Annotated in this window: 19 protein-coding genes; 8 read left to right on the forward strand and 11 right to left on the reverse strand. The window is 67.8% G+C overall.

What is annotated here, in order from left to right:
• Window positions 1–67: 67 nt before the first annotated feature.
• Window positions 68–1,105 carry a hypothetical protein gene (locus CHINAEXTREME_RS01950; protein ID WP_007142188.1) on the forward strand — a complete coding sequence of 346 codons (1,038 nt, stop codon included), beginning with the start codon at window positions 68–70 and terminating at the stop codon, window positions 1,103–1,105.
• A 34-nt stretch (window positions 1,106–1,139) separates the two neighbouring features.
• On the opposite strand, the gene ric is transcribed toward CHINAEXTREME_RS01950, so the two are convergent.
• The 7 genes from ric to CHINAEXTREME_RS01985 all read right to left on the reverse strand — a co-directional run bounded on the left by ric (window position 1,140) and on the right by CHINAEXTREME_RS01985 (window position 7,313).
• Window positions 1,140–1,883, reverse strand: coding sequence for an iron-sulfur cluster repair di-iron protein (ric, locus tag CHINAEXTREME_RS01955; protein ID WP_007142187.1), 744 nt, complete (start codon window positions 1,881–1,883; stop codon window positions 1,140–1,142).
• Between the two features lie 341 nt (window positions 1,884–2,224).
• Complete coding sequence (locus tag CHINAEXTREME_RS01960; RefSeq protein WP_007142186.1) at window positions 2,225–2,578, reverse strand: cupin domain-containing protein; 354 nt, start codon at window positions 2,576–2,578, stop codon at window positions 2,225–2,227.
• A 38-nt stretch (window positions 2,579–2,616) separates the two neighbouring features.
• Window positions 2,617–3,585, reverse strand: coding sequence for a hypothetical protein (locus CHINAEXTREME_RS01965; RefSeq protein ID WP_007142185.1), 969 nt, complete (start codon window positions 3,583–3,585; stop codon window positions 2,617–2,619).
• Window positions 3,586–3,705: 120 nt separating this feature from the next.
• Window positions 3,706–4,752 carry a dipeptide epimerase gene (locus tag CHINAEXTREME_RS01970; protein WP_007142184.1) on the reverse strand — a complete coding sequence of 349 codons (1,047 nt, stop codon included), beginning with the start codon at window positions 4,750–4,752 and terminating at the stop codon, window positions 3,706–3,708.
• A complete protein-coding gene (locus tag CHINAEXTREME_RS01975) occupies window positions 4,749–5,768 on the reverse strand; it encodes a DUF1611 domain-containing protein (protein WP_007142183.1) in 1,020 nt (339 codons plus the stop codon). The genes CHINAEXTREME_RS01970 and CHINAEXTREME_RS01975 overlap by 4 nt, the downstream gene beginning before the upstream one ends.
• Window positions 5,769–5,913: 145 nt before the next feature.
• Window positions 5,914–6,876 carry a Vms1/Ankzf1 family peptidyl-tRNA hydrolase gene (locus tag CHINAEXTREME_RS01980; RefSeq protein WP_007142182.1) on the reverse strand — a complete coding sequence of 321 codons (963 nt, stop codon included), beginning with the start codon at window positions 6,874–6,876 and terminating at the stop codon, window positions 5,914–5,916.
• A gap of 29 nt (window positions 6,877–6,905) precedes the next feature.
• Window positions 6,906–7,313 carry a DUF5802 family protein gene (locus CHINAEXTREME_RS01985; RefSeq protein WP_007142181.1) on the reverse strand — a complete coding sequence of 136 codons (408 nt, stop codon included), beginning with the start codon at window positions 7,311–7,313 and terminating at the stop codon, window positions 6,906–6,908.
• A gap of 275 nt (window positions 7,314–7,588) precedes the next feature.
• Between CHINAEXTREME_RS01985 and CHINAEXTREME_RS01990 the strand changes: the two genes are divergently transcribed.
• Together CHINAEXTREME_RS01990 and CHINAEXTREME_RS01995 are read left to right on the forward strand one after the other, a co-directional pair.
• Complete coding sequence (locus CHINAEXTREME_RS01990; protein WP_076738689.1) at window positions 7,589–8,539, forward strand: DUF4200 domain-containing protein; 951 nt, start codon at window positions 7,589–7,591, stop codon at window positions 8,537–8,539.
• 222 nt (window positions 8,540–8,761) lie between these two features.
• Complete coding sequence (locus tag CHINAEXTREME_RS01995; RefSeq protein ID WP_007142179.1) at window positions 8,762–9,439, forward strand: ArsR/SmtB family transcription factor; 678 nt, start codon at window positions 8,762–8,764, stop codon at window positions 9,437–9,439.
• Between the two features lie 115 nt (window positions 9,440–9,554).
• On the opposite strand, the gene CHINAEXTREME_RS02000 is transcribed toward CHINAEXTREME_RS01995, so the two are convergent.
• Complete coding sequence (locus tag CHINAEXTREME_RS02000) at window positions 9,555–10,211, reverse strand: hypothetical protein (RefSeq protein ID WP_029601463.1); 657 nt, start codon at window positions 10,209–10,211, stop codon at window positions 9,555–9,557.
• Window positions 10,212–10,351: 140 nt separating this feature from the next.
• On the opposite strand from CHINAEXTREME_RS02000, the gene CHINAEXTREME_RS02005 reads away from it, so the two are divergent.
• The 4 genes from CHINAEXTREME_RS02005 to CHINAEXTREME_RS02020 all read left to right on the forward strand — a co-directional run bounded on the left by CHINAEXTREME_RS02005 (window position 10,352) and on the right by CHINAEXTREME_RS02020 (window position 14,212).
• Window positions 10,352–10,549, forward strand: a complete 198-nt coding sequence (locus CHINAEXTREME_RS02005; RefSeq protein WP_007142177.1) for a hypothetical protein — start codon at window positions 10,352–10,354, stop codon at window positions 10,547–10,549.
• A gap of 60 nt (window positions 10,550–10,609) precedes the next feature.
• Window positions 10,610–11,854: a Glu-tRNA(Gln) amidotransferase subunit GatD gene (gatD, locus tag CHINAEXTREME_RS02010; protein ID WP_007142176.1), complete on the forward strand. Its 1,245-nt coding sequence runs from the start codon at window positions 10,610–10,612 to the stop codon at window positions 11,852–11,854.
• 7 nt (window positions 11,855–11,861) lie between these two features.
• Window positions 11,862–12,836: a GNAT family N-acetyltransferase gene (locus CHINAEXTREME_RS02015; RefSeq protein ID WP_007142175.1), complete on the forward strand. Its 975-nt coding sequence runs from the start codon at window positions 11,862–11,864 to the stop codon at window positions 12,834–12,836.
• 125 nt (window positions 12,837–12,961) lie between these two features.
• Complete coding sequence (locus CHINAEXTREME_RS02020; protein ID WP_007142174.1) at window positions 12,962–14,212, forward strand: sulfite oxidase; 1,251 nt, start codon at window positions 12,962–12,964, stop codon at window positions 14,210–14,212.
• Window positions 14,213–14,223: 11 nt separating this feature from the next.
• Here the strand turns inward: CHINAEXTREME_RS02020 and CHINAEXTREME_RS02025 are convergent, their stop codons facing one another.
• From CHINAEXTREME_RS02025 to CHINAEXTREME_RS02035, 3 genes are read right to left on the reverse strand one after another with little or no spacing between them, the layout of a single operon-like run.
• On the reverse strand, window positions 14,224–14,508 hold the full coding sequence (locus tag CHINAEXTREME_RS02025; protein ID WP_007142173.1) for a ubiquitin-like small modifier protein 1: 285 nt from the start codon (window positions 14,506–14,508) through the stop codon (window positions 14,224–14,226).
• A 31-nt stretch (window positions 14,509–14,539) separates the two neighbouring features.
• Entirely contained in the window at window positions 14,540–15,742 is a 1,203-nt protein-coding gene (locus CHINAEXTREME_RS02030; RefSeq protein ID WP_007142172.1) for a TrkA C-terminal domain-containing protein, read from the reverse strand.
• Entirely contained in the window at window positions 15,739–17,022 is a 1,284-nt protein-coding gene (locus CHINAEXTREME_RS02035) for a TrkA C-terminal domain-containing protein (RefSeq protein ID WP_007142171.1), read from the reverse strand. The genes CHINAEXTREME_RS02030 and CHINAEXTREME_RS02035 overlap by 4 nt, the downstream gene beginning before the upstream one ends.
• Before the next feature lie 105 nt (window positions 17,023–17,127).
• Between CHINAEXTREME_RS02035 and CHINAEXTREME_RS02040 the strand changes: the two genes are divergently transcribed.
• On the forward strand, window positions 17,128–18,324 hold the full coding sequence (locus tag CHINAEXTREME_RS02040; RefSeq protein WP_029601461.1) for an NAD-binding protein: 1,197 nt from the start codon (window positions 17,128–17,130) through the stop codon (window positions 18,322–18,324).
• Window positions 18,325–18,602 lie beyond the last annotated feature (278 nt).

The raw sequence follows: 18,602 nt of genomic DNA on the forward strand, positions 1-18,602 counted from the left end.
GAGTTCATCCCGCGCGTCGCCTGCCGTACTTATTTCCGAACTACCGTGGTACCACCATCCTCGAGCGATGAGCGGCGACGGTTCCCAGCCCGGCGACACGATGGCCCGACGCAGCGAGTCCCCGACCTGGGTCCACTGGCTCCTGCTGAACGCGAACCGGTGGCTCGTCACCGGCCTTCTCGTCGTCTTCGTCTTCGTCGGCCTGCTGGTCGTCGCTCGACTCAGCCCGGTCTCGCTCAGGGCGCTCATAGGGACGGGCGACCCAGTCGAGACCCTCTTTCAAGCCCTTTCGACCGCGCTAATCACCGGCGTCACGCTCGTGGTTACGATCAACTCGCTGGTCCTCTCCCAGGAGTTGGGGGCCGTCGAGGATCAGCGCAAGCGCCTCGAGGGGGCACTCGACTTTCGCGAGGACATCGAGCGGGCGATCGACGCACCGATCAGCCCGCCGGAGCCGTCCTCGTTCGTCCGGGCGATCATCGCGGCGTCGGACAAGCGCGCGACCGACTTCCGCGAGGCCGTCTCCGACAGCCGGGACGAGGAACTGATCGATCGGGTCGACGACTTCGTCGACAACCTCACCGCGCACGCCGACTCGATCCGCGACGATCTCGAGGACGCCCAGTTCGGCACGTACGAGGTCCTCAAAGCCGCGCTCGATTACAACTACTCCTGGAAGATCTTCCGGGCGCGCCGGATCAAAAACGCCCACGCCGATTCGTTCACCGACGAGGCCGAGGCAGCGTACGACGAACTGCTCGAGTCGCTGAAGCTGTTCGGACTCGCCCGCGAGCACTTCAAGACGCTGTACTTCCAGTGGGAACTGATCAACCTCTCGCGGGCGATGATGTACGTCGCGGTCCCCGCGCTCGTAGTGACGATGTCGATGCTGCTGTTTTTCGACGCCGACGTAGTAACGGGGACCGTCCTGGGAGTCGACGTCCTGGTGTGGATCGTCGCGGCCGCCGCGACGGTCGCCGTCACCCCGTTCCTGCTGTTGATCGCGTTCCTCCTCCGGATCGCGACGATGGCGAAGCGGACGCTGGCCATCGGCCCCTTCATTCTCCGGGAGTCGAGCCGCGGGGAGGAGATCGACTGGGAGTGAGGGAGGGGTGCCGGTGCTGGGGCCGGAGCCGAAGTCAGCCCGACGGCGACGGCCGAACGCCGTACGCCTCCTCGAGTTTCGTCGCCGCCTTCGGGAACAACACGTTGTTTTCCCGGTGGACGTGCATGTGGGTGTCCCGCTCGAGTTCCTCGAGGCGGCGGAGCATCTCGCGGTAGCTCATGCAGGCGTCCTCCGGGGGCTGGTAGCCGTCGGTGAGTTCGTGCAGCCGCTCGAGTCGGGCGGCCGTCTCGTCGTGGTCATCCTCGAGGCTCTCGATCTCCGCGAGCAGGTCCTCGCGCTCGTCGGCGGCGAGTTCAGTGCCGGTATCGAGCTTCTTGACGATCGGGAAGGCAATCAGTTCCTCATCGTCGACGTGCTCGAGGATGTCGGCTTTCAACTCGCGGAACTCGGCCTCGGCCTCCCGGAGTTCCGGGTGGGAGTCGCCGTGTACCCGGGCGACTTTCTCGACGAGGGCCTCGAGATCCGGGAGGTCAGTACGCAGGGGCCGGTGATGTTCCCAGACGATGACGTTCGTCAGCTGGGTCAGCGAGTTCCACTCGGGCGCGGTGTCGTTCGCGTCGTCGTCCGTCAGCGCCCCCTCGAGGCGATCACGGACCGCCTCGATCTCGAGGTCGTTTGCCTCGCAGGCCGCCGAGAGGGACTGGGAGCCGCCACAGCAGTAGTCGATGCCGAGCGATTCGAAGACGGGAGCGAATTCGGGGTTCGATTCGACGAGATCGCCGAGCGATGCGTCCGGGTCGATGGAGACGTTCGTCATTGTTGTCACCTCTGGGATCTCGGCCAGCCTCCTCGAGTCGGCGACCGACGCGGGGTATTTAGGCCAGCCTAAACGCGTAGCAGGGGCTACTGTCGGATGAGAGTAAGCTCCTGTCCCGAACATCATCCCGTCGCGAGATAGCGGGAAATCGTTCGGTCACCGGCGCTCAGCGGCGGAGCGCCCTCCGAGAATGCCAGTCGTGATCGGTCGGTCCGACTCGAGTACGTTCGACCGAAACAATCGATTCCGTCCTGGCCGACGCACGACGCACGACGCACGACGCACGACGCACGACGGAGCCAGGCGATGGATCCGATCGTCGACGACCGATCGTCGAGCGCCTACAGCGGCGCGCCGACCAGCAGCAGTTTCGCGCGTTCGTCCCCACCGTTGCGGATCTGACGGCGCTGCTCGGAATCGAGCCGGATCGCCTCGTCGACCTCGAGGGACACCGTCTCGTCGACCTCGCCGTCGTCGAAGAGGTCGACCGCTACCTCGCCCTCGACCACGTAGTACACCTCCTCCTGGCCCGTCTCTGACTCGTCGTGGGGCTTCCCCTCGCCGCCGGGGGCGAGCTCGAGTACCGTGACGCCGACGTGGTCGGCGTCGAGTTCCTCCTTGAGGAACCACATGCCGCCGAACTCGTCGGGGACGACCGATTCCGGGTCGGTTTTGGCTGCGGTATCGTATCCCATACACAATCGTTTCCGGTTTCCCCTATAAATAGGGTAGGCTACCGGTCGAACGGAAACGCGGCGAACGACTTCGGCTTGCGATCGGGAACGACCTCGTCGGGGAGGACGTCCCAGCCGAGTTCGTCCTCGCCGGGCGTCGCGTCGGTCTCGAACCCGGGGTCCTCGGCCGGCGGACGCTGTCGGTACTCCGGCGGCGGCCCGTCGTGGGCGTAGACGCCCTCGGGGTGGTCGACGATCCAGACGTGCATCATGCAGGGGGTCCGACAGGGGAACGCGACGTCGGTGTCGGCGGTGACGTCGCCGCCAGCCTCGCGTGCGTAGACCTGCTGATAGAACCACCACGCGAACCGGCCCGGAAGCCCGGCGTGGTAGTGCCAGGGGGCACAGCGGGACGGATCGTTCGCGGGGGGCTCCTCGTGTCCTTTGCCGTGTCCGGAGGCGTCGCCGTGATCATCGCCGCCGACCGCGCCGTCCGCGTCGTAGATCGTCGGCGGTTCGACCCGCTCGCCGTCCCGGGTCGCGATGAACATCACGCCGATCGAGCGCCACGAATCGTTGTCCACGAGCACCGCTTCGGGCCGCTCGGGGTCGACCACCCCCTCGTCGCCGATGTGCGCCGGGCTCAACCAGTGGGACCACCCTTCACCCCCGCCGAACACGTCGAAGTAGGGCCTGAATCCCGCGTCGACCAACGCGCCGACGTCCGGATACTGGGTCTCGAGCGACGTGCGGACCGCTCGCTGCAGTTCCACGGTCTCCGGGTGGTCGTCAGTACAGCCCGCCGTACTCGAGTCCGCACAGTACCCCATACTCGGTTGCAGCGTCGCGTCGGGACAGCGTCCGTCGAACAGCGACCGCAGGTCCCCCCGGGACCCGGATCCGGATCCGGATCCGGACGCGCTGACCCGACCGCTGCCCGCGACGGACAGCGCGACCGTGCCGGACACGGCCCGTAGCACCGTTCGGCGCGACAGCCTCGACTCGTCGATTTCGCCTGAATCGCTCATGCCGGGGGCGTCTCCACCGACCACCGTTGTAAACCATGTTTGCGGTCGACGTGACAGTGTTCGAGACCGACGCTTGACGCAAATCGAAAGGCGAGCCCGCGAGTTCCGCTGCCGCCGTCCTCACTCGAGGACGGCCCCGGTACCCGTCCGGTCGAGCGACTCGAGGTCGATCCGGCCGCCCGGCATCGGGACCCCGTCGTAGGGATCGTCGGCGAGCAGCAGGGAGCCGTCCAGGTCGGCGTAATCCAGCAGCGGCGCGAGGTGACAGGCCGCCGCGATCGAGGCGTTCGACTCGTTCATACAGCCACACATCACCTGCAGGCCGTGGGCGCGGGCGGTGTGGACGATCCGTCTGGCCTCCCGGAGACCACCGCATTTCATCAGTTTCAGGTTCGCAATGTCACAGCGGTCCGCAATCCGTGGCACGTCCTCGACCGTGATACAGGACTCGTCGGCCGCGATCGGCAGCGCAGCGCGCTCGTAGACGAACTTCAGCCCCTCCGGATCCTCGGCCGGAACCGGTTGTTCGACGAACTCGAGATCGTAGGCCGCGAGGGCGTCGATCTTGCGGACCGCTTCCCGCGGAGTCCAGGCTTCGTTGGCGTCGACGTACAGGCGGACCTCGTCGGCCGGCGCGACATCCCGGATCGTCTCGACGATCTCGAGGTCGCGGTCCGTGCCGAGTTTGACCTTCAGCGTGGAGTGACCGCGCTCGAGGGCCGTTTCGGTCTTCTCCCGCATCGTCTCGGTGTCGTCGATCCCGATGGTGTAGGACGATTCGACGGTGTCGGCGGGATCGAGCCCCCAGTACTCGTACAGCGGCACCTCGAGTCGCTTCGCGACGAGGTCGTGGAGGGCGATGCTGACGGCACACCGGGCGGCCGGGTTTCGTTCGACAGCCTCGCGCAGTCGGCGCTCGATGCGGTCGAGCCGGTGGGGGTCGCCGACCTCCTCGACGACCGCGAGCAGGTCCGGGAGGACGGCCTCGACGGTGGCCGCGGTTTCCCCGTAGTGTGCGGAAGGACCGGCTCCGCCGACGCCGACCGTCCCGTTCTCGTCCTCGATCCGGACGGTCACGACCTCCGTCTCCGTGGTCGTCCCCCGAGAGATCGTGAAGGGAAACTCCAGTGGGAGCCGCCGGCGGGTAAACGACGTCTCGAGGCTCATTCGAACAGCACCTCGAGCACCTCGTCGGTGTCGTACCGGATGACGTCCGTCGCCGGGGCGTCGAGTTCCGCGGCGAACTCGTCGACGGCGTTCTCGGCGGCTTCCTCGTCGAGATCGGACGTGTTGAGCGCGCCGGCGACGACCTCGGCGTCGCTGATCGGCGCGGCGAGGCTCTCGTAGAGGTCGACGTATGTCGGGATCGACGGGAGGTCGAACGACTCGTAGCCGTGGACGACCTCGCGGCCCGCGTCGTGACAGAGCAACAGCCGGTCGGCCATCGAGCCGTGCAGGATGCCGCAGGTGACCGCCGAATATGCGGGGTGGATAATGCTTCCCTGTCCCTCGACGAGCAGATAGTCGTGCTCGTCGCCTTTCTCGAGGATCATCTCCTCGACCGCGCCGGCCGTGAAGTCGCTGACGACGCGGTCGATCGGGTTCCCCCAGCCCTCGATCATGATGCCGGTCTGCCCCGTCGGGATGACGCCGACGTCGTAGCCCGCTTCCCGGGCGTCGCGGGCCAGTTCCATCGTCGTCGTCATCTTGCCGACCGAGCAGTCGGTGCCGACGGTCAGAACGATCTCCGCGTCGACGTCGCCCGCCACGCCCTCGGCGACCGTCAGGTCGTCGTCGGGCTTGCGGACGTCCCGGAGTTCACAGCCGTACTCGTCGGCCAGTTCGACGAACTCCTCGTCTTCCGAGAGGAAGTAGTGGAGACCGGAGATGACGTCACAGCCGTTCTCGAGTGCCGTTCGGACGTCGTCGCGCCAGCTCTCGTCGAAGCCGCCGCCGATCGGTGCGATACCGATCAGCAGGGCGTCGACGGCGTCGGCCTCGAGGTCGTCCATCCCCTCGACGATCGGGGCGTCCTGGACGTCGCCGACGTGGTCGGCAACGCGGTCGCCGGCGGCGTCCCGGTCGAGAACCGCGACGACGTCGTCGTCGGCGTACCGGAGCACGCCGAGGGCCGTCTTGGCCCGGTCGGGGAACTTCTCGTGAGCGAGTATCGCGATGCGCATGGTGGCCACATGGATCAGGGGGTACTTAACAGCGCCGTCCGCGGATCGAAAGACCCGACGGCGTCGTGATGAACGTTCGACGAGAGGCGCGACGGCACCGCGACGAGGCGCCGACGAGAGGGGCGAACGGCGACCGAATTGACGGCTACAGCACCCGCAGTTCCGTCGTCCAGAACGACCGGTAGGCGTCCTCGAGTGCCGACTCCGGATCGCCGGTCGCATCGACCGCGGCGGTCGCCGCGGGCGCGGGGTCGACTGTCGTTTCCTCGGCGAGGGTCTCGACGACGCCGCGCTGACCGGCGAGATAGAGCCGGTCGACGGCTCCATCGCCAACCTGCTCCCGGAGCGCCTCGCGGCACCGCTCGAGGTGGTCGTCGATCTGCTCGTCGCGGATGCGCTCGAACCGGGCCTGGGAGAAGCCGCCCTTGGAGTGGCTCCCCTTCACGTCGCTCTCGAACCCGTGGGTCTCGAGTCGCTCGTCGTCCTCGTAGATCCCGACCGCGAACAGATCGGTGCGGACGAGCGCGAGCGCGTGACGACCCGTCGGGCGGAACCACTCCCGCTCGAGGTCGAACCGGTCGTCCCAGACGGGTTCCCGGTCGGGCAATACGGGCGGATCGAGCGTGACGGAGACGAGTCCGGCGTCGTCGACACAGAGCAGGCACGGCGCGGCGTCGTCGACCAGCGCCAGCCGTTCGCGACCGAGCACGTCCTCGAGGTCGCCGTCGATAGCCACCAGATCCGCGATACCGGGGCCGTCGTCGGCCCCGACGACAGCTGTCAGGGCACCCTCGGAGGCGGTCCGGAACGAACCCAGGCGATCGAGTACCTCCGCGAGCCGAGTCCCCCGGAGCCGTTCCCGCCGTCGAACCTCGAGCCCGGAGCCGTCGCCGTCGCTCTCCAGGCGCTCGAGTTCGCCTTCGAGCTGGGCGATCCGGTCCTCGAGCCGGTTGACCCGCTGTTCGGCCTCCTGTCTGGCGGTCGCCGCCTCGGCGCGTCGGTCGGATTCGGCCTCGTACTGGGCCTGCAACCGTTCGTTCTCCGCCTCGAGTTCGTCGATCCGCTCCTTCAACGACGCGCGTCCGAGCAACTCGTCGAGGTCGAGCATTCGGACGAAAAGGCGAAGCGTGACTACTTCTAGGTACCGGCGTTCGGAAAGTCGTCGCCGCCCGACGGGTCGTCCGCCGATTCCACGCCCGGCGGCTGCCAGCCGCCGGCGAACGAGAGCAGTTGCTGTGCCCGCTCGCGACGCGCGAGGAAGACTTCGCGGAGGGAGGGCGGATTCCGCACGTCCGTCTCCTCGAGCATCGACTCGGGGACGGCGAGCGTGTTCGCGGGGACGCTCTCGTCGCCGTGGACCGGGAAGTGCCGGGACTCGAGTTTCATCACCAGCGGCGAATCGAGTCGCTCGAGCCCGTCGCCGGTGGCGTACACGTGCTCGTTGATGCGTTCGTGCTGGTCGCTGTGCATGAACGCACGGTCCTCGTCGGTCGGTGTCACGTAGAGGCGTCCGAGATAGTAGCTACGCGAGAATACCTCGAACATGGTAACTATACACATGGCCTCGAGCGGGATAACTATTTGCGAACAGATTTAAGCCGTATTGCATTCAGCGTCGTCCCGCGACGCCCTCGCACTCGAGTTTCGCGGTCATCGGCGACGGGAACTCACGACCGACCCTCGAACCGAACCTGGACGAACAGCGGGCGATTGTGAGGGAGGGTTAAACGCTCGGAACGGATCTCATACCGTAACGGACCGGAGTGAACTGTGCGAACGAATATTCGCATTTTTAGTGGGTTCGGGCGAAAGGCCACGTGATGATCCCGACTCGGACGGTCGTCCTTCTCGCGGTCACCGTCGTCGGCCTCTCGATCGCCCCGGTTGCAGCCGGTGCGGTCGCGGGGGCGTTCGCCGACGTCGAGACCGAAACGGGGGCAGATGCGGCGCTGGCGTCGACGGATTCCGATACCGACCAGGCCGCCAATACGACAGTTGCGACGTTCATGCAGTCGAGCGCCGCCGACACGCAGCGGTCGGTCGAGGCCGAGATGTTCGACGCCGAGTACGAACGCTCCGACGACGAGGAGCGGACCGAACTGATCGCCAACCGTACCGACGACCTCGAGGACCGCCTCGCCCAGCTCGAGGCCGAGCGGGCCGAACTGCGAAACGGGAGCGACGAGAACCGCTCGACAGGCGAGTATCAGGCCCGGCTGGGGGAACTGACGGCGGAAATCGCGGCGCTCGAGCGGGAGATCGATCGGACGAAACCACGAGCCGAGGCGGCCGGCCTGGGAAGTGACCGTCTCGAGACCCTCGAGAAGAACGCTTCGGGACTCGCCGATCCCGAGGTCAACGCGACGGCACGGAGCCTCGGTCTGGGAGCGTCCGGCGATACACCGGGTGGGGGACCGTCCGGGACCCCGGGCGAAGGGAACGGAACGCCACCGGGTCAGGCCGATAACTCGACGCCTGGCGCGGGTCCTGGCGGCCCACAGAACGGGACGGACGACGGCTCGACGCCGGGTCAATCCGGCGATACACCGGGCCAGAACGCAGCCGGAGGAACCGATCAGAACGATCAGAACGAGGGCGATGATGGCAACGAAAACGGCCAGCCCGCTCCGCCGGGACAGAGCGACGACGGAGACGGCAGCGACCAGTCCGATTCTGCTCCGGGACAGAGCGACGACGGAAACGACAGCGACCAGTCCGATTCTGCTCCGGGACAGAACGACGGCGGAGACGGCAGTACTCCCGGACAATAACCGCTCCGCTCGCTCGCACGACGTCGATACCGACCCGACCGGGTCGACCGCGACCGTGCTGTACGATCGATCCTGATTCTCGAACGCGACGGTAGACGAGCCGACGGTTGCCGGGAACCACCGCGAGGTGACCACGGACCCGGCTGCATCGGGCGGGCCGTTTTAATCGATACCCGGGACGAGCAGACACCCTTTTCAGCGCCGATACCATACCCGCTGTCGATGGACTCCGCCGCGTTGCTGGACTTGTTGGGAAACGAGAACCGGCGACGGATCCTTCGACTGCTCGCCCGGAAGCCCTGTTACGTTACCGAGATTTCCGACTACCTCGGCGTGAGTCCCAAGGCGGTCATCGAACACCTGCGGAAACTCGAGGAGGCGGGCCTGATCGAGAGCCGGATCGACGACCAGCGACGGAAGTACTTCCACATCGCGCGCAACGTCCGGCTCGAGGTCACCGTCTCCCCGTACGGATTCGCGAGCAAGAGTGCCTATCCGGCGAACAGTAGCTTCGACATCACGACCTGTCGGCACCTCTCGCTGGACGTTTCCCTCGAGCAGACCGACGACCTCGACGAGTTGCTCGAGGTGCTCGACGACCTCGAACAGCTCGAGAACGAACTCTCGCTCGCCCAGCGGTGGGTTCAGGGGCGGCTCTGTGACGTCCTCGACCGGATCTCCGAGGCGGTCGACGCCGGTCCGGAGAGCCGAATCTACGCGGACCTGCTGACGAGCGTTCGCTCGGAGCCCAAATCGGTCGGCGAGCTGAGCGAGGACATCGATGCGCCCCGCGAGGTCGTCGCGGAACTGCTCGAGGTGATGGCCGACAACGGCGTCGTTCGGCGGACCGAGCGAGGCTGGGAGCTGACGCGAGAGGGGACGCGGTCCCAGCAGTCGTAGGTCTGGATCGAGTCGGGCCAGGTCGAGTCAGGTCGGATCAAGCCGGGTCGGGTCACGTCGGGTCCGGTCCAGTCGGATTCGCCGTCATCAGCCCGGTCACTCCGTTCTCGAGGCTTCAGTCCACGTCACGGGAGAGTCCTGCCCGCAGGTCCCGCCCGAAGTAGTAGCCGATGACGGTCGTCGCCAGACCGGCCGTCGCGCCGACCGCGAGGAGGATTTGCGTGTTGCCAGCCACCGCGAGCAACGGGTCGGTCACGAGCGTTACCAGCCCGCTCGAGAGGACGCCGGCGGCGGCCATCTCGAGGTAGCGTCGCTTCGACGCCAGGAGGCCGACGAGGAACGCGACGGCGAACATCCCGATCAGCCGGCCAGCGACGGGGATAACCGTGCCGCCGGCGAGGAGACCGGTCCCGATCAGGAGGACCAGAGCGAGGAACGCTTTGGGCGAGAAGAGGTCACCGCGCGAGATCGGTCCGGGACGGGGGAGACTCGGGACGAAACGGGAGAGGACGGACGAACTATCGGAGTCGGTGGCCGGCTCCGCGGCCGACGGTCCGGGATCGAGTTCGGGTTCGGACCCAGTTTCGGAAGCCGATCCGAGCCCGGCACTCGAGGAGTCGTCGACGCCGCTCGCGCCGCCCGATTTCGTCTCCCCTCCCGTCCCCGTCTCCTCGAGCAATCGCTCCGTTTCCTCGAGGAGGTCGTCCGTCGAGCGGGGGGTCCCGGACTCCCGCTCGCGGCTCTCGGTCAGTTCGTCCGAGCGATCGCTCATGGTCGAACGGACGCCCGCCGGGATCATGGGCCTTTCCCCGGGGAGCCAGCGCACGGGCCGTAGCCGCCGCGACGCTACCCTCCTTCGCGTCGTGACGACGCGACCGGCGTTTTATGCCCGGTGGGCTGGTACGACCGACAGTGAGTACGGAACTGATCGTGTTGGGGGCCATCGTGAGCGCCATCGCCATCGGAATACTCACCGGCGCACGACACCTCTACTCCCGACTCGATCTCCACGAGGAATCGCTCACGTCCATCCGGCTGCTGACGGCGCTGATCGCGGGATTACTGCTCCTGACCGGCCTCGGTCTCATCGTCGTCGGCTTCGCGACGTAGCCGCCCGGCGGACGGCGGCGAAAGCGTGCCTTCAAGTCCGATGGCGCGCAACCCTCGCGCATGCAACCAGGCGATCGCGTTCGCGTCGACCGGGACGATCGCACGTACGAAGGCGTCTTGCTGCCCTCGAGTTCGGACGATCACCTCGTGGTCAAACTCGAGGGAGGCTACAACGTCGGCATCGATCGCGACGAGGCCGACGCGACGGTACTCGAGGAGGACGTCTACGAGATCGACGGCGCGAGCGGCGACGACGGTGCCTCGGAGATCGAGTTCGACGACGACCTGCCGACGATCTCGCTGATCTCGACGGGCGGCACGATCGCCTCGACGGTCGACTACCGGACCGGCGCGGTGACGGCCCAGTTCGACGCCGAGGACGTCCTGCGTGCGGTCCCGGATCTCGCGGGCCGGGCGAACTACCGCGGCCGCGTCGTCGCGAACATCCTCTCGGAGAACATGGAGCCGCCGATCTGGCAGGACCTCGCGGAGGCGGTCCGCGAGGAGATCGAAGCGGGCGCGGACGGCGTCGTCGTCATGCACGGCACCGACACGATGCAGTACTCCGCATCCGCGCTCGCGTTCATGCTCGAGACGCCGGTCCCGATCGTCTTTACCGGGTCCCAGCGCTCGGCCGATCGCCCCTCCTCGGACAACGTGATGAACGCCGTCTGTGCCGTCGAGGCCGCGAAGAGCGACTGTGCGGAGGTGCTCGTCTGCATGCACGCCTCCGAGAGCGACGACCGCTGTGCGCTCCACCGGGGCACCCGCGTCCGGAAGAACCACACCTCGCGACGCGACGCCTTCGAGACGATCGGCGCGGAACCGCTCGGCGAGGTCGACTACGAGTCCGAGGACGTCACGTTCTACCGGGAATACCGAACCCGAGACGACGGCGACCTCGCGCTCGAGGCCGACCTCGCGGAGGACGTCGAACTGCTCAAGTTCACACCCGGGATGGACCCCGCGTTCCTCGACGTCGTCGAGGGGGCCGACGGGCTGGTCCTCGAGGGGACCGGCCTCGGTCACGTCCACACCGACCTCATCCCGCGGATCGAGGAACTCGTCGACGACGGGACGACCGTCGTGATGACCAGCCAGTGTCTCGAGGGCCGGGTCTGTGACCGCGTCTACGACACGGGCCGGGACCTGCTCGAGGCCGGCGTCATCGAGGCCGGCGACACCCTGCCCGGGACGGCGAAAGTCAAACTCATGTGGGCGCTCGAGAACGCCGACGACGTCGAGGAGGCGATGAGCACGTCCCTGGCCGGCGAACTGCAGGAGCGATCCGTCCCCTGGGAGTGAGCGATCGATGAGTCCGAACCCTTCGATCGAAGCGGATAGCGTGACGGATAGCGACGACGAAATTCGGATCCGGCGAGCGACCCACGACGACTACGAGGGCGTCCGCGCGTTCACCGAGGACATCTGGGACGACCGCGGCGGCGACTACATCCCCGAGATCTACCACGACTGGCTCGAGGACGAGGACGAACGCGACCGGAAGAAGACGTTCCTCGCGACCGTCGAGGAGACGCCGGTCGGCATCGTCCAGGCCGTGTTGCTCTCGCCCGACGAGGCCTGGTTCCAGGGGATCCGCGTGGCGGCCGACTACCGCGGACGAGGGATCAGCCGCCGGCTCAACGAGGCCTGCTTCGAGTGGGCCCGCGAGCGCGGGGCGACGGTCGGGCGGATCCTGATCCACTCCTGGAACACCGCCTCCTTCGCGGCGGCCCGCTCGAGCGGGTTCGAGCCGGTCACCCAGTTCCGCTTCGCCGAACCAGACCCCGATCCGGACGCCGGCGTCGACCCCGCCGCGGGGCCGGCACGGGTCACGAGCGACCCCCACGCCGCGTGGCGTTACTGGACCCACAGCGACGCCCGCGAACGCCTCGAGGGCCTCGGGATGGCACCCGAGGAGACGTGGGCGCTGCGGGAACTGACGCGGGCCGACTTCGAACGACTCGCGGACGAAACTGCCGTCTTCGCCGTCGAACGCGAGGAGGGGCTCGCCGCGACAGCCTACCGGACCCGGACCTACGACCGCGAGAACGACGACGGAACCGAGACGACGTGGGCCGAGTACGGCGTCGCCGGCTGGGAGGACGCCGACGCGGCCCGGCCGCTGTTCGCGGCGATTTCCCGCGACGCTGCGGCGGTCGGCGCCGACGAGACCCGCGTGTTGATCCCCGAGACGACTCGGTTCGTCACGGACGCCGCCTTCGCCGGGGCCGGTCTGGCGGAGGAGCCGGACTTCGTGCTCGGGGTCGACCTGACGGCCTGCTAGCGTCTCCGGGTTTCGGGCCGTCGACGCCTCGAGCGAACGGTTCTCCTCCTCCCAACGTTCCGTCTCGCTTCGTCTGCTGCCGTCGGCAGGCAACGGTACTTGTCGCTGGCCGTGGTGGAGCGGGTATGGTCGCCGAGAACCCACGAGAAACCCGACACGAAGAGATCGACGCGATCGTGGAGGCGAAAGCCGGCGGCGTCAGTCCGGTTCGCGACGAGGCGGACAAGTACACCGTCGTCGGCGCCGCCGACCGGAGCACGTTCGCGGACTGGCTGACACCGATCGAGGAGCACTTCGTCTGCCACCGGAACGATATCCCGGACGCCGACGAGGCTGCGTGGACCGTCTCGCTCACCGGTCAACTCGAGGGGAGCCTCTCCCCGTCGGCCGTCCGCGAGGAGTACCCGACCGTCGCGGTCGCCCATACGATGGAGTGTGCTGGCAACGGGCGCGGCCAGCACGAGCCCGAAACGGGCAGCGTCCAGTGGGGATTCGACGCGGCGGCGACCGCAGTCTGGACCGGCGCGCCGGTCCGTGCGATCCTCCGGGATTTCGGGGTCGACGACGCCGAGGGCCGCTGGCTGACTGCGGTCGGCGGCGACCGGTCCGACGGCGACGACGTGTTCGCCCGGTCGATTCCGCTCGAGAAGGCACTCGAGGACGCCGTCCTCGCCTACGGGATGAACGGCGAGGCGCTGCCGCGGGAGCACGGCTATCCGCTCCGGCTGATCGTCCCCGGCTGGTACGGCGTCAACAACGTCAAGTGGGTCGAAGAGCTGCGAGTCGCGGACGGGATGGTCGTCGACGGTGCGCTCGACCGCCCGGGCGATCACGCCGTCTGGCAGCAGGAATCCTACCGCATCCACCCCGCAGGGGCCGAACCGGAGGAGTGCGAGACGGTACCCGCGACCGACACGTGGGAGCAACTCGAGGGCGCGGTCGACCATCCCTACACCTTCGACGCGAACGTGATGTCGGTGATCGGCGCGCCGGACGGACGGTCAGCGGTGGCGCCGGATCCGGACGGGCAGGTCGAGATTAGGGGCGTCGCCTGGGCCGGCGACGACGCCGTCGAACGGGTCGAGCTGTCGACCGACGGCGGCGGGACGTGGGGCGACGCGGAGCTGTTCGGTCCCGACTACGCCGGCGCGTGGCGACTGTTCCGGTACGACTGGGTGGCCGAACCCGGTACTCACGCGCTGCTGTCGCGGGCGACCGACGCGGAGGGGCGGCGACAGCCGGCTCGCATCTCCGAACCGGACGCCTGGCGCGACGCGCTCGAGGACGACGCCTTCCCGTGGAACGAGGGCGGGTACGCCGCGAACGCGTACGAGCCGAACGGCCTGACGGTCGAGGTCGTCGCCCCCGAGGAGTGAGCGAGAGACGATCAGCCGCCGCTGACCGGCGGGAACAGCGCCAGTTCGTCGCCGCCCTCGAGTTCCGTCTCCAGCCCCTCCTCCTCGATCAGGACGTTCGTCCCGTTGCGGAGCACGTTGATCTGGGAGCGAAGCTCGCCCTCCTCGTCCAGCACGCGGTCCTCGAGGTCGGACCGGTCCGCGAGCAGTTCCTCGAGGGCGTCGCCGACGGTGTCGCCGGCGGCGGCCTCGACGGTGACGCGTTTCTCCCCTGCGCGTTCGGCGAGGTCGGCGAACAGTTTCCACTCCGTGGCCATGCGTGGCGGTATCCGTGCCGGAGGCAAGTAGCTACCGCTCCCGGCGGGTCGCTCCGTTCGCGTCCCCGAGTTGCCGCAGCGTTTCGGGTCGACCCAACACGTAGACCGTATCGCCGACCTGGAGCCGGGTTTCGTCGGACGGCACCGGGACGATCCCCCCCGATTCGGTTTCGCCTTCGTTCGTTGCTTCGTCGCTCCGCTGGAGGACCAGTACGAACCCTGGCAGGGAGCCGACGGTCGTCCCCTCGAGGGGGTCGGCCGCGTCGACGGTGCGGGTCGTTACCGTCTCATCGGCCGCCCGGAGCAGCGAAACGAGTTCCCGCTCGCCGCCGGGAGTACCGGGAAGCGTCACGAGTCGATAGTCGGCGTCGGCCTCGAGGGCGGCGGCGTCCTCCGCGTCGAGGGCGACGGTCGCGGTGTCGCCCGCGACTCCCCTGAGTTCCCCTTCGGCGAGCGGCCGTGTCGACTCGCCGTCCTGTAGCCAGATTCCGACGGCGTCGCCGGGACTCGCGTCGGGTGCGGGGTCAGCGCGAAGCGCGACCGCGACCGTCTCCGGGCCGAGCGTCGGCCCGATTCCGGTCGGCCGGCCGCCGACCGCCAGCGACTCGACGGTGCCGTCGTCGCCGATCTCGACCTCGACGTGGCCGACCCCGTAATCGTGCTCGAGACGGGCGATCAGGCGTTCGCGCAACTGCTCGGTCGAGAGACGGCGCGGGAGCAGAAACGTCTGCCCGGCCAGTTCGTCCGCCGTGGCGGGGTCGACAGGGTCGTAGCCGTCGACGTCGTCGATCTCGGCCGGGAGTTCGACGGCGACGACGCGTCCCGCCGTCCGGAGGAGTTGTCCGACGTCGTCGATCGTTCGCGAGCCGGCCATCCAGCGGACGTCCCGGGCGATATGGTCGCCCAGTCGGCGGCCGCCGTCGGCGGCGATCGCGCTGGCGACGAACGCGACGATGGTGAAGACGGCAGTCTCGGCGTCGAGCAGCGACGTCGACCCGATGATCGCGTCCTGCAACGCGCTCTGGGTGTTCAGCCAGATCGCCACCGGCGCGATGCCGACCAGGATCGCCACGCCCTCCGGGACCGAATCCGCGCTGTACCATCGGAACGCGGCCGCCGCACAAGTCGCCGTTCCGCTGGCCAGCAGCGTAAACGAGAGCAGTCTGACGAGCGCATCGAACAGCACTTCCGAAGGGACCTGTCCCGGTATCGACGCGGCCTGCACGGCGATCATGGCTTCGTCGCCTCCTCGAGCGCCGCTATCGAGTCCGACGGCCCCGTGACGAAGACCTCGTCCCCGGGATCGAGCCCGGACTCGAGGTCGGGGGCGAACGTCAACCCGCTCCTGTGACCGTCGGCAGTGACGGTCTGGCGACGAACCGCGAGGATCGTCACGTCGGTCGGGGTGGACTCGACGGTTTCGTCCGCAGTCGTCCCTGTGATTCCGCCGGCCGTGTCGACGGTGAGCCGGCGGATCGCGTACCCGGCCCGCTTGACCAGCGCGAGGGCCTCGAACTCTCGGCTCGTGCCCCGCGAACGAACGATCAGGTGCGGTCGATCCGCCTCGAGGAGGGGCCTGACGTCCCAGCGAGGGACGGCGACGGCCACCCGTCCGGGACCGCCGACGGCTCCAGTCGACCGGTTCGGCTTCGTGGCCGGCCCGATCTCACCCGTTTCAGTCGTTGCCGCATCGTCATCGTCGGTCGCGGTCGGCTCGATTGCGTCCCCCGTTCCGACCGCCTCCGACCCATCCGCGTCCCTTTCGCTTCGAACGCTCAGAACGGTCCCCGTGATCGACCGACCGTCGAGGCGGATCGCAACCGAGTCGCCGCGAGCCAGGCCGGTCGGGACGAGCGTCGTCAGCGAGACCGCTTGCGCTCGCTCCGGGACCCGCCGCGAGAGGGTTCCCGTGGGCGGAGCCGCGGCGATCGTCGCCCCGGCCCGTTCGTCGATCGTCACCTCGACGTCCGTGAGGTCGTACTCGGTCCGCAACCGCTCCTCGAGTCGAACCTCGAGTTCCGACAGCGGAAGGTCGGCCGGAAGCCGCCAGAAGCCGTTCTCGAGCGAGCGCCGAAGTTCGGGCGACAACGGCGGGTAGCCTTCCATGTCCCGGATCTCGCCGGTCGGTCGAACGGTTACTTGCCCCATCGATCCGACGAGTTCGACGACGTCAGCCGAAAGCGTCCGCTGGCGGAGCGCGGTCAGCGAGACCCGGTGGGGGAGTTCCGCGCCGAGTTTGTCGCCCTGGTTGTGGGCGTAGAGCGCGAGCATGAGCACGACCAGAACCGCGACCAGCAACCGCGGCGACTGCGCGATCGTCGGTTCCACGAGTCCGAGGAGGCCGCCCTGGATGCTGGCGATCGACAGCGCGAGCACGACGACGCCGAACCCGGGGAGGGTCACCCCGGTGAAATATCGGACCAGAAACCCGAGCGATCCGGAGACGAACGCCGGAACGATACCGGTGAGCAGGCCGAGATAGAGCCCGAGCAGTACTTCGACCGGAAGCGCCATTGTGGACGGGTCGTACGGGATGGGTAAACGTGTACCGGAAAGTGGGTTCGAGCGGGAACCGACGGAGAACGAAGACGTTTATAATAACGAGGCGGAGCGGAGAGTATGGCCGATTCCCGGTCGCCTCGACCTCCAGCGAGAGCGGGGCTCCCCCGACGGATCCTCTCGGCACGTGCAGCCGTGCTGCTCGCGATGACGGTCGCCTTGCTCTCGGTCGCGACGGCCATCGTCAACATCGGGACCGACGCCGTCTACGGGCCGCTCGCCCCGCTCCTGCCGGACGCCGTCCGGAACGCCGCGGGCTTTACCGGCGCGCTCACCGGCTTCCTGATGGTCGGGAGCGCGCTCGCGCTCCGGCGCGGGCTGCGGGCCGGCTGGTGGGCGACGCTGCTGTTGTTGCCCCTGACCGCGGCCCAGGGGCTGCTCCAGGCCAGCCCGTACTCGCTCCCGCTCGTGGTCCTGTCGCTGGTCTCGATCCCCGTCCTGCTGGTCACCCGAAGCCGGTTTACCGCCTCGCTGTCGCTGTCGACGACCCAGATCGCCGCCGGGGCCGCGCTGGTCGGCGTCCAGTTCTACGGTACCATCGGCGGCTACGCCCTGCGGGACCACTTCGACGCCATCGATACCGTCCTCGATGCCTTCTACTTCACGCTGATCACCTCGAGCACGGTCGGATATGGCGACGTAACGCCGAATCCGGGCTCGACGGCGGCGATGCTGTTTACGATGTCGGTGCTGGTACTGGGGGTGGCCAGTTTCGGTATCGCGATCGGGGCGCTCGTCGGCCCCGCGATCCAGGCGAGAATCACGAAGACACTGGGAAAGATGACCGACTCCGAACTCGAACTGCTCGAGGATCACCTCCTCGTGCTGGGCTATAGCAAACTGACGGAACCGATCGTCGACGAACTCGCCGAGAGCGGTCGGGGGTTCGTCGTCGTAACGAACGATCAGGACGCGGCGGACGAACTCGGCGACCGCAATGTATCGGTGGTCACGGGCGATCCGAGCGACGAAGGACCGCTCGAGCGTGCGAAGATCGCCCGCGCGTCGGGGATCGTGGTCGCGACGGAGGAAGACGCCCGGGACGCGCTGGCGATCCTGACGGCCCGGCAACTCGCGCCGAACGCACGGATCGTCGCGGCCGCGACCGACCGGGAGAACACGAAGAAACTCGAGCACGCCGGCGCGGACACCGTGATCAGTCCGTCGGTCCTGGGGGGCCACCTGTTGATCCGTTCGGCGCTCGGCGACCACGACTCGGAACTGATCGAGCGGATCCTCGAGGGGGAAAAGAAGTAGTTGCGCCCGACCGTTACCAGTAGATAGTAGCACGATTTCTGTATTCAGAGTTCGATTCGCAACTGACTCGGGCCGTTCGGTCAGTACAGGTGCTTATGAATCGTTGATCCCAGCGATAGATCCGACCATGCCCAGAAGCATCAGTCCGTACCCTGCAACCCCGGCGGGAAGTGACGCTTGAAGAAGCAGTGACCCAGTAAATGCTCCAATACCACCGATAATAGCCCCTCGCTTCCGTGCAGACCGGGTAGGACTTCCACGAGAAAGTGACAGCAACT

The sequence above is a fragment of the Halobiforma lacisalsi AJ5 genome (genome assembly GCF_000226975.2).
Lineage (GTDB): Archaea > Halobacteriota > Halobacteria > Halobacteriales > Natrialbaceae > Natronobacterium > Natronobacterium lacisalsi.

Bases quoted from the DNA above. Each gene is read 5' to 3' on its own strand.
- ric (WP_007142187.1), bottom strand. From the start codon at position 1,883: ATGACGAACGTCTCCATCGACCCGGACGCATCGCTCGGCGATCTCGTC.
- CHINAEXTREME_RS01960 (WP_007142186.1), bottom strand. From the start codon at position 2,578: ATGGGATACGATACCGCAGCCAAAACCGACCCGGAATCGGTCGTCCCC.
- CHINAEXTREME_RS02025 (WP_007142173.1), bottom strand. From the start codon at position 14,508: ATGGCCACGGAGTGGAAACTGTTCGCCGACCTCGCCGAACGCGCAGGG.
- CHINAEXTREME_RS02020 (WP_007142174.1), top strand. From the start codon at position 12,962: ATGGTCGCCGAGAACCCACGAGAAACCCGACACGAAGAGATCGACGCG.
- CHINAEXTREME_RS02035 (WP_007142171.1), bottom strand. From the start codon at position 17,022: ATGGCGCTTCCGGTCGAAGTACTGCTCGGGCTCTATCTCGGCCTGCTC.
- CHINAEXTREME_RS01975 (WP_007142183.1), bottom strand. From the start codon at position 5,768: ATGCGCATCGCGATACTCGCTCACGAGAAGTTCCCCGACCGGGCCAAG.
- gatD (WP_007142176.1), top strand. From the start codon at position 10,610: ATGCAACCAGGCGATCGCGTTCGCGTCGACCGGGACGATCGCACGTAC.
- CHINAEXTREME_RS01950 (WP_007142188.1), top strand. From the start codon at position 68: ATGAGCGGCGACGGTTCCCAGCCCGGCGACACGATGGCCCGACGCAGC.
- CHINAEXTREME_RS01980 (WP_007142182.1), bottom strand. From the start codon at position 6,876: ATGCTCGACCTCGACGAGTTGCTCGGACGCGCGTCGTTGAAGGAGCGG.
- CHINAEXTREME_RS02015 (WP_007142175.1), top strand. From the start codon at position 11,862: ATGAGTCCGAACCCTTCGATCGAAGCGGATAGCGTGACGGATAGCGAC.
- CHINAEXTREME_RS01965 (WP_007142185.1), bottom strand. From the start codon at position 3,585: ATGAGCGATTCAGGCGAAATCGACGAGTCGAGGCTGTCGCGCCGAACG.
- CHINAEXTREME_RS01985 (WP_007142181.1), bottom strand. From the start codon at position 7,313: ATGTTCGAGGTATTCTCGCGTAGCTACTATCTCGGACGCCTCTACGTG.
- CHINAEXTREME_RS02000 (WP_029601463.1), bottom strand. From the start codon at position 10,211: ATGAGCGATCGCTCGGACGAACTGACCGAGAGCCGCGAGCGGGAGTCC.
- CHINAEXTREME_RS02040 (WP_029601461.1), top strand. From the start codon at position 17,128: ATGGCCGATTCCCGGTCGCCTCGACCTCCAGCGAGAGCGGGGCTCCCC.
- CHINAEXTREME_RS02030 (WP_007142172.1), bottom strand. From the start codon at position 15,742: ATGATCGCCGTGCAGGCCGCGTCGATACCGGGACAGGTCCCTTCGGAA.
- CHINAEXTREME_RS01990 (WP_076738689.1), top strand. From the start codon at position 7,589: ATGATCCCGACTCGGACGGTCGTCCTTCTCGCGGTCACCGTCGTCGGC.
- CHINAEXTREME_RS01970 (WP_007142184.1), bottom strand. From the start codon at position 4,752: ATGAGCCTCGAGACGTCGTTTACCCGCCGGCGGCTCCCACTGGAGTTT.
- CHINAEXTREME_RS01995 (WP_007142179.1), top strand. From the start codon at position 8,762: ATGGACTCCGCCGCGTTGCTGGACTTGTTGGGAAACGAGAACCGGCGA.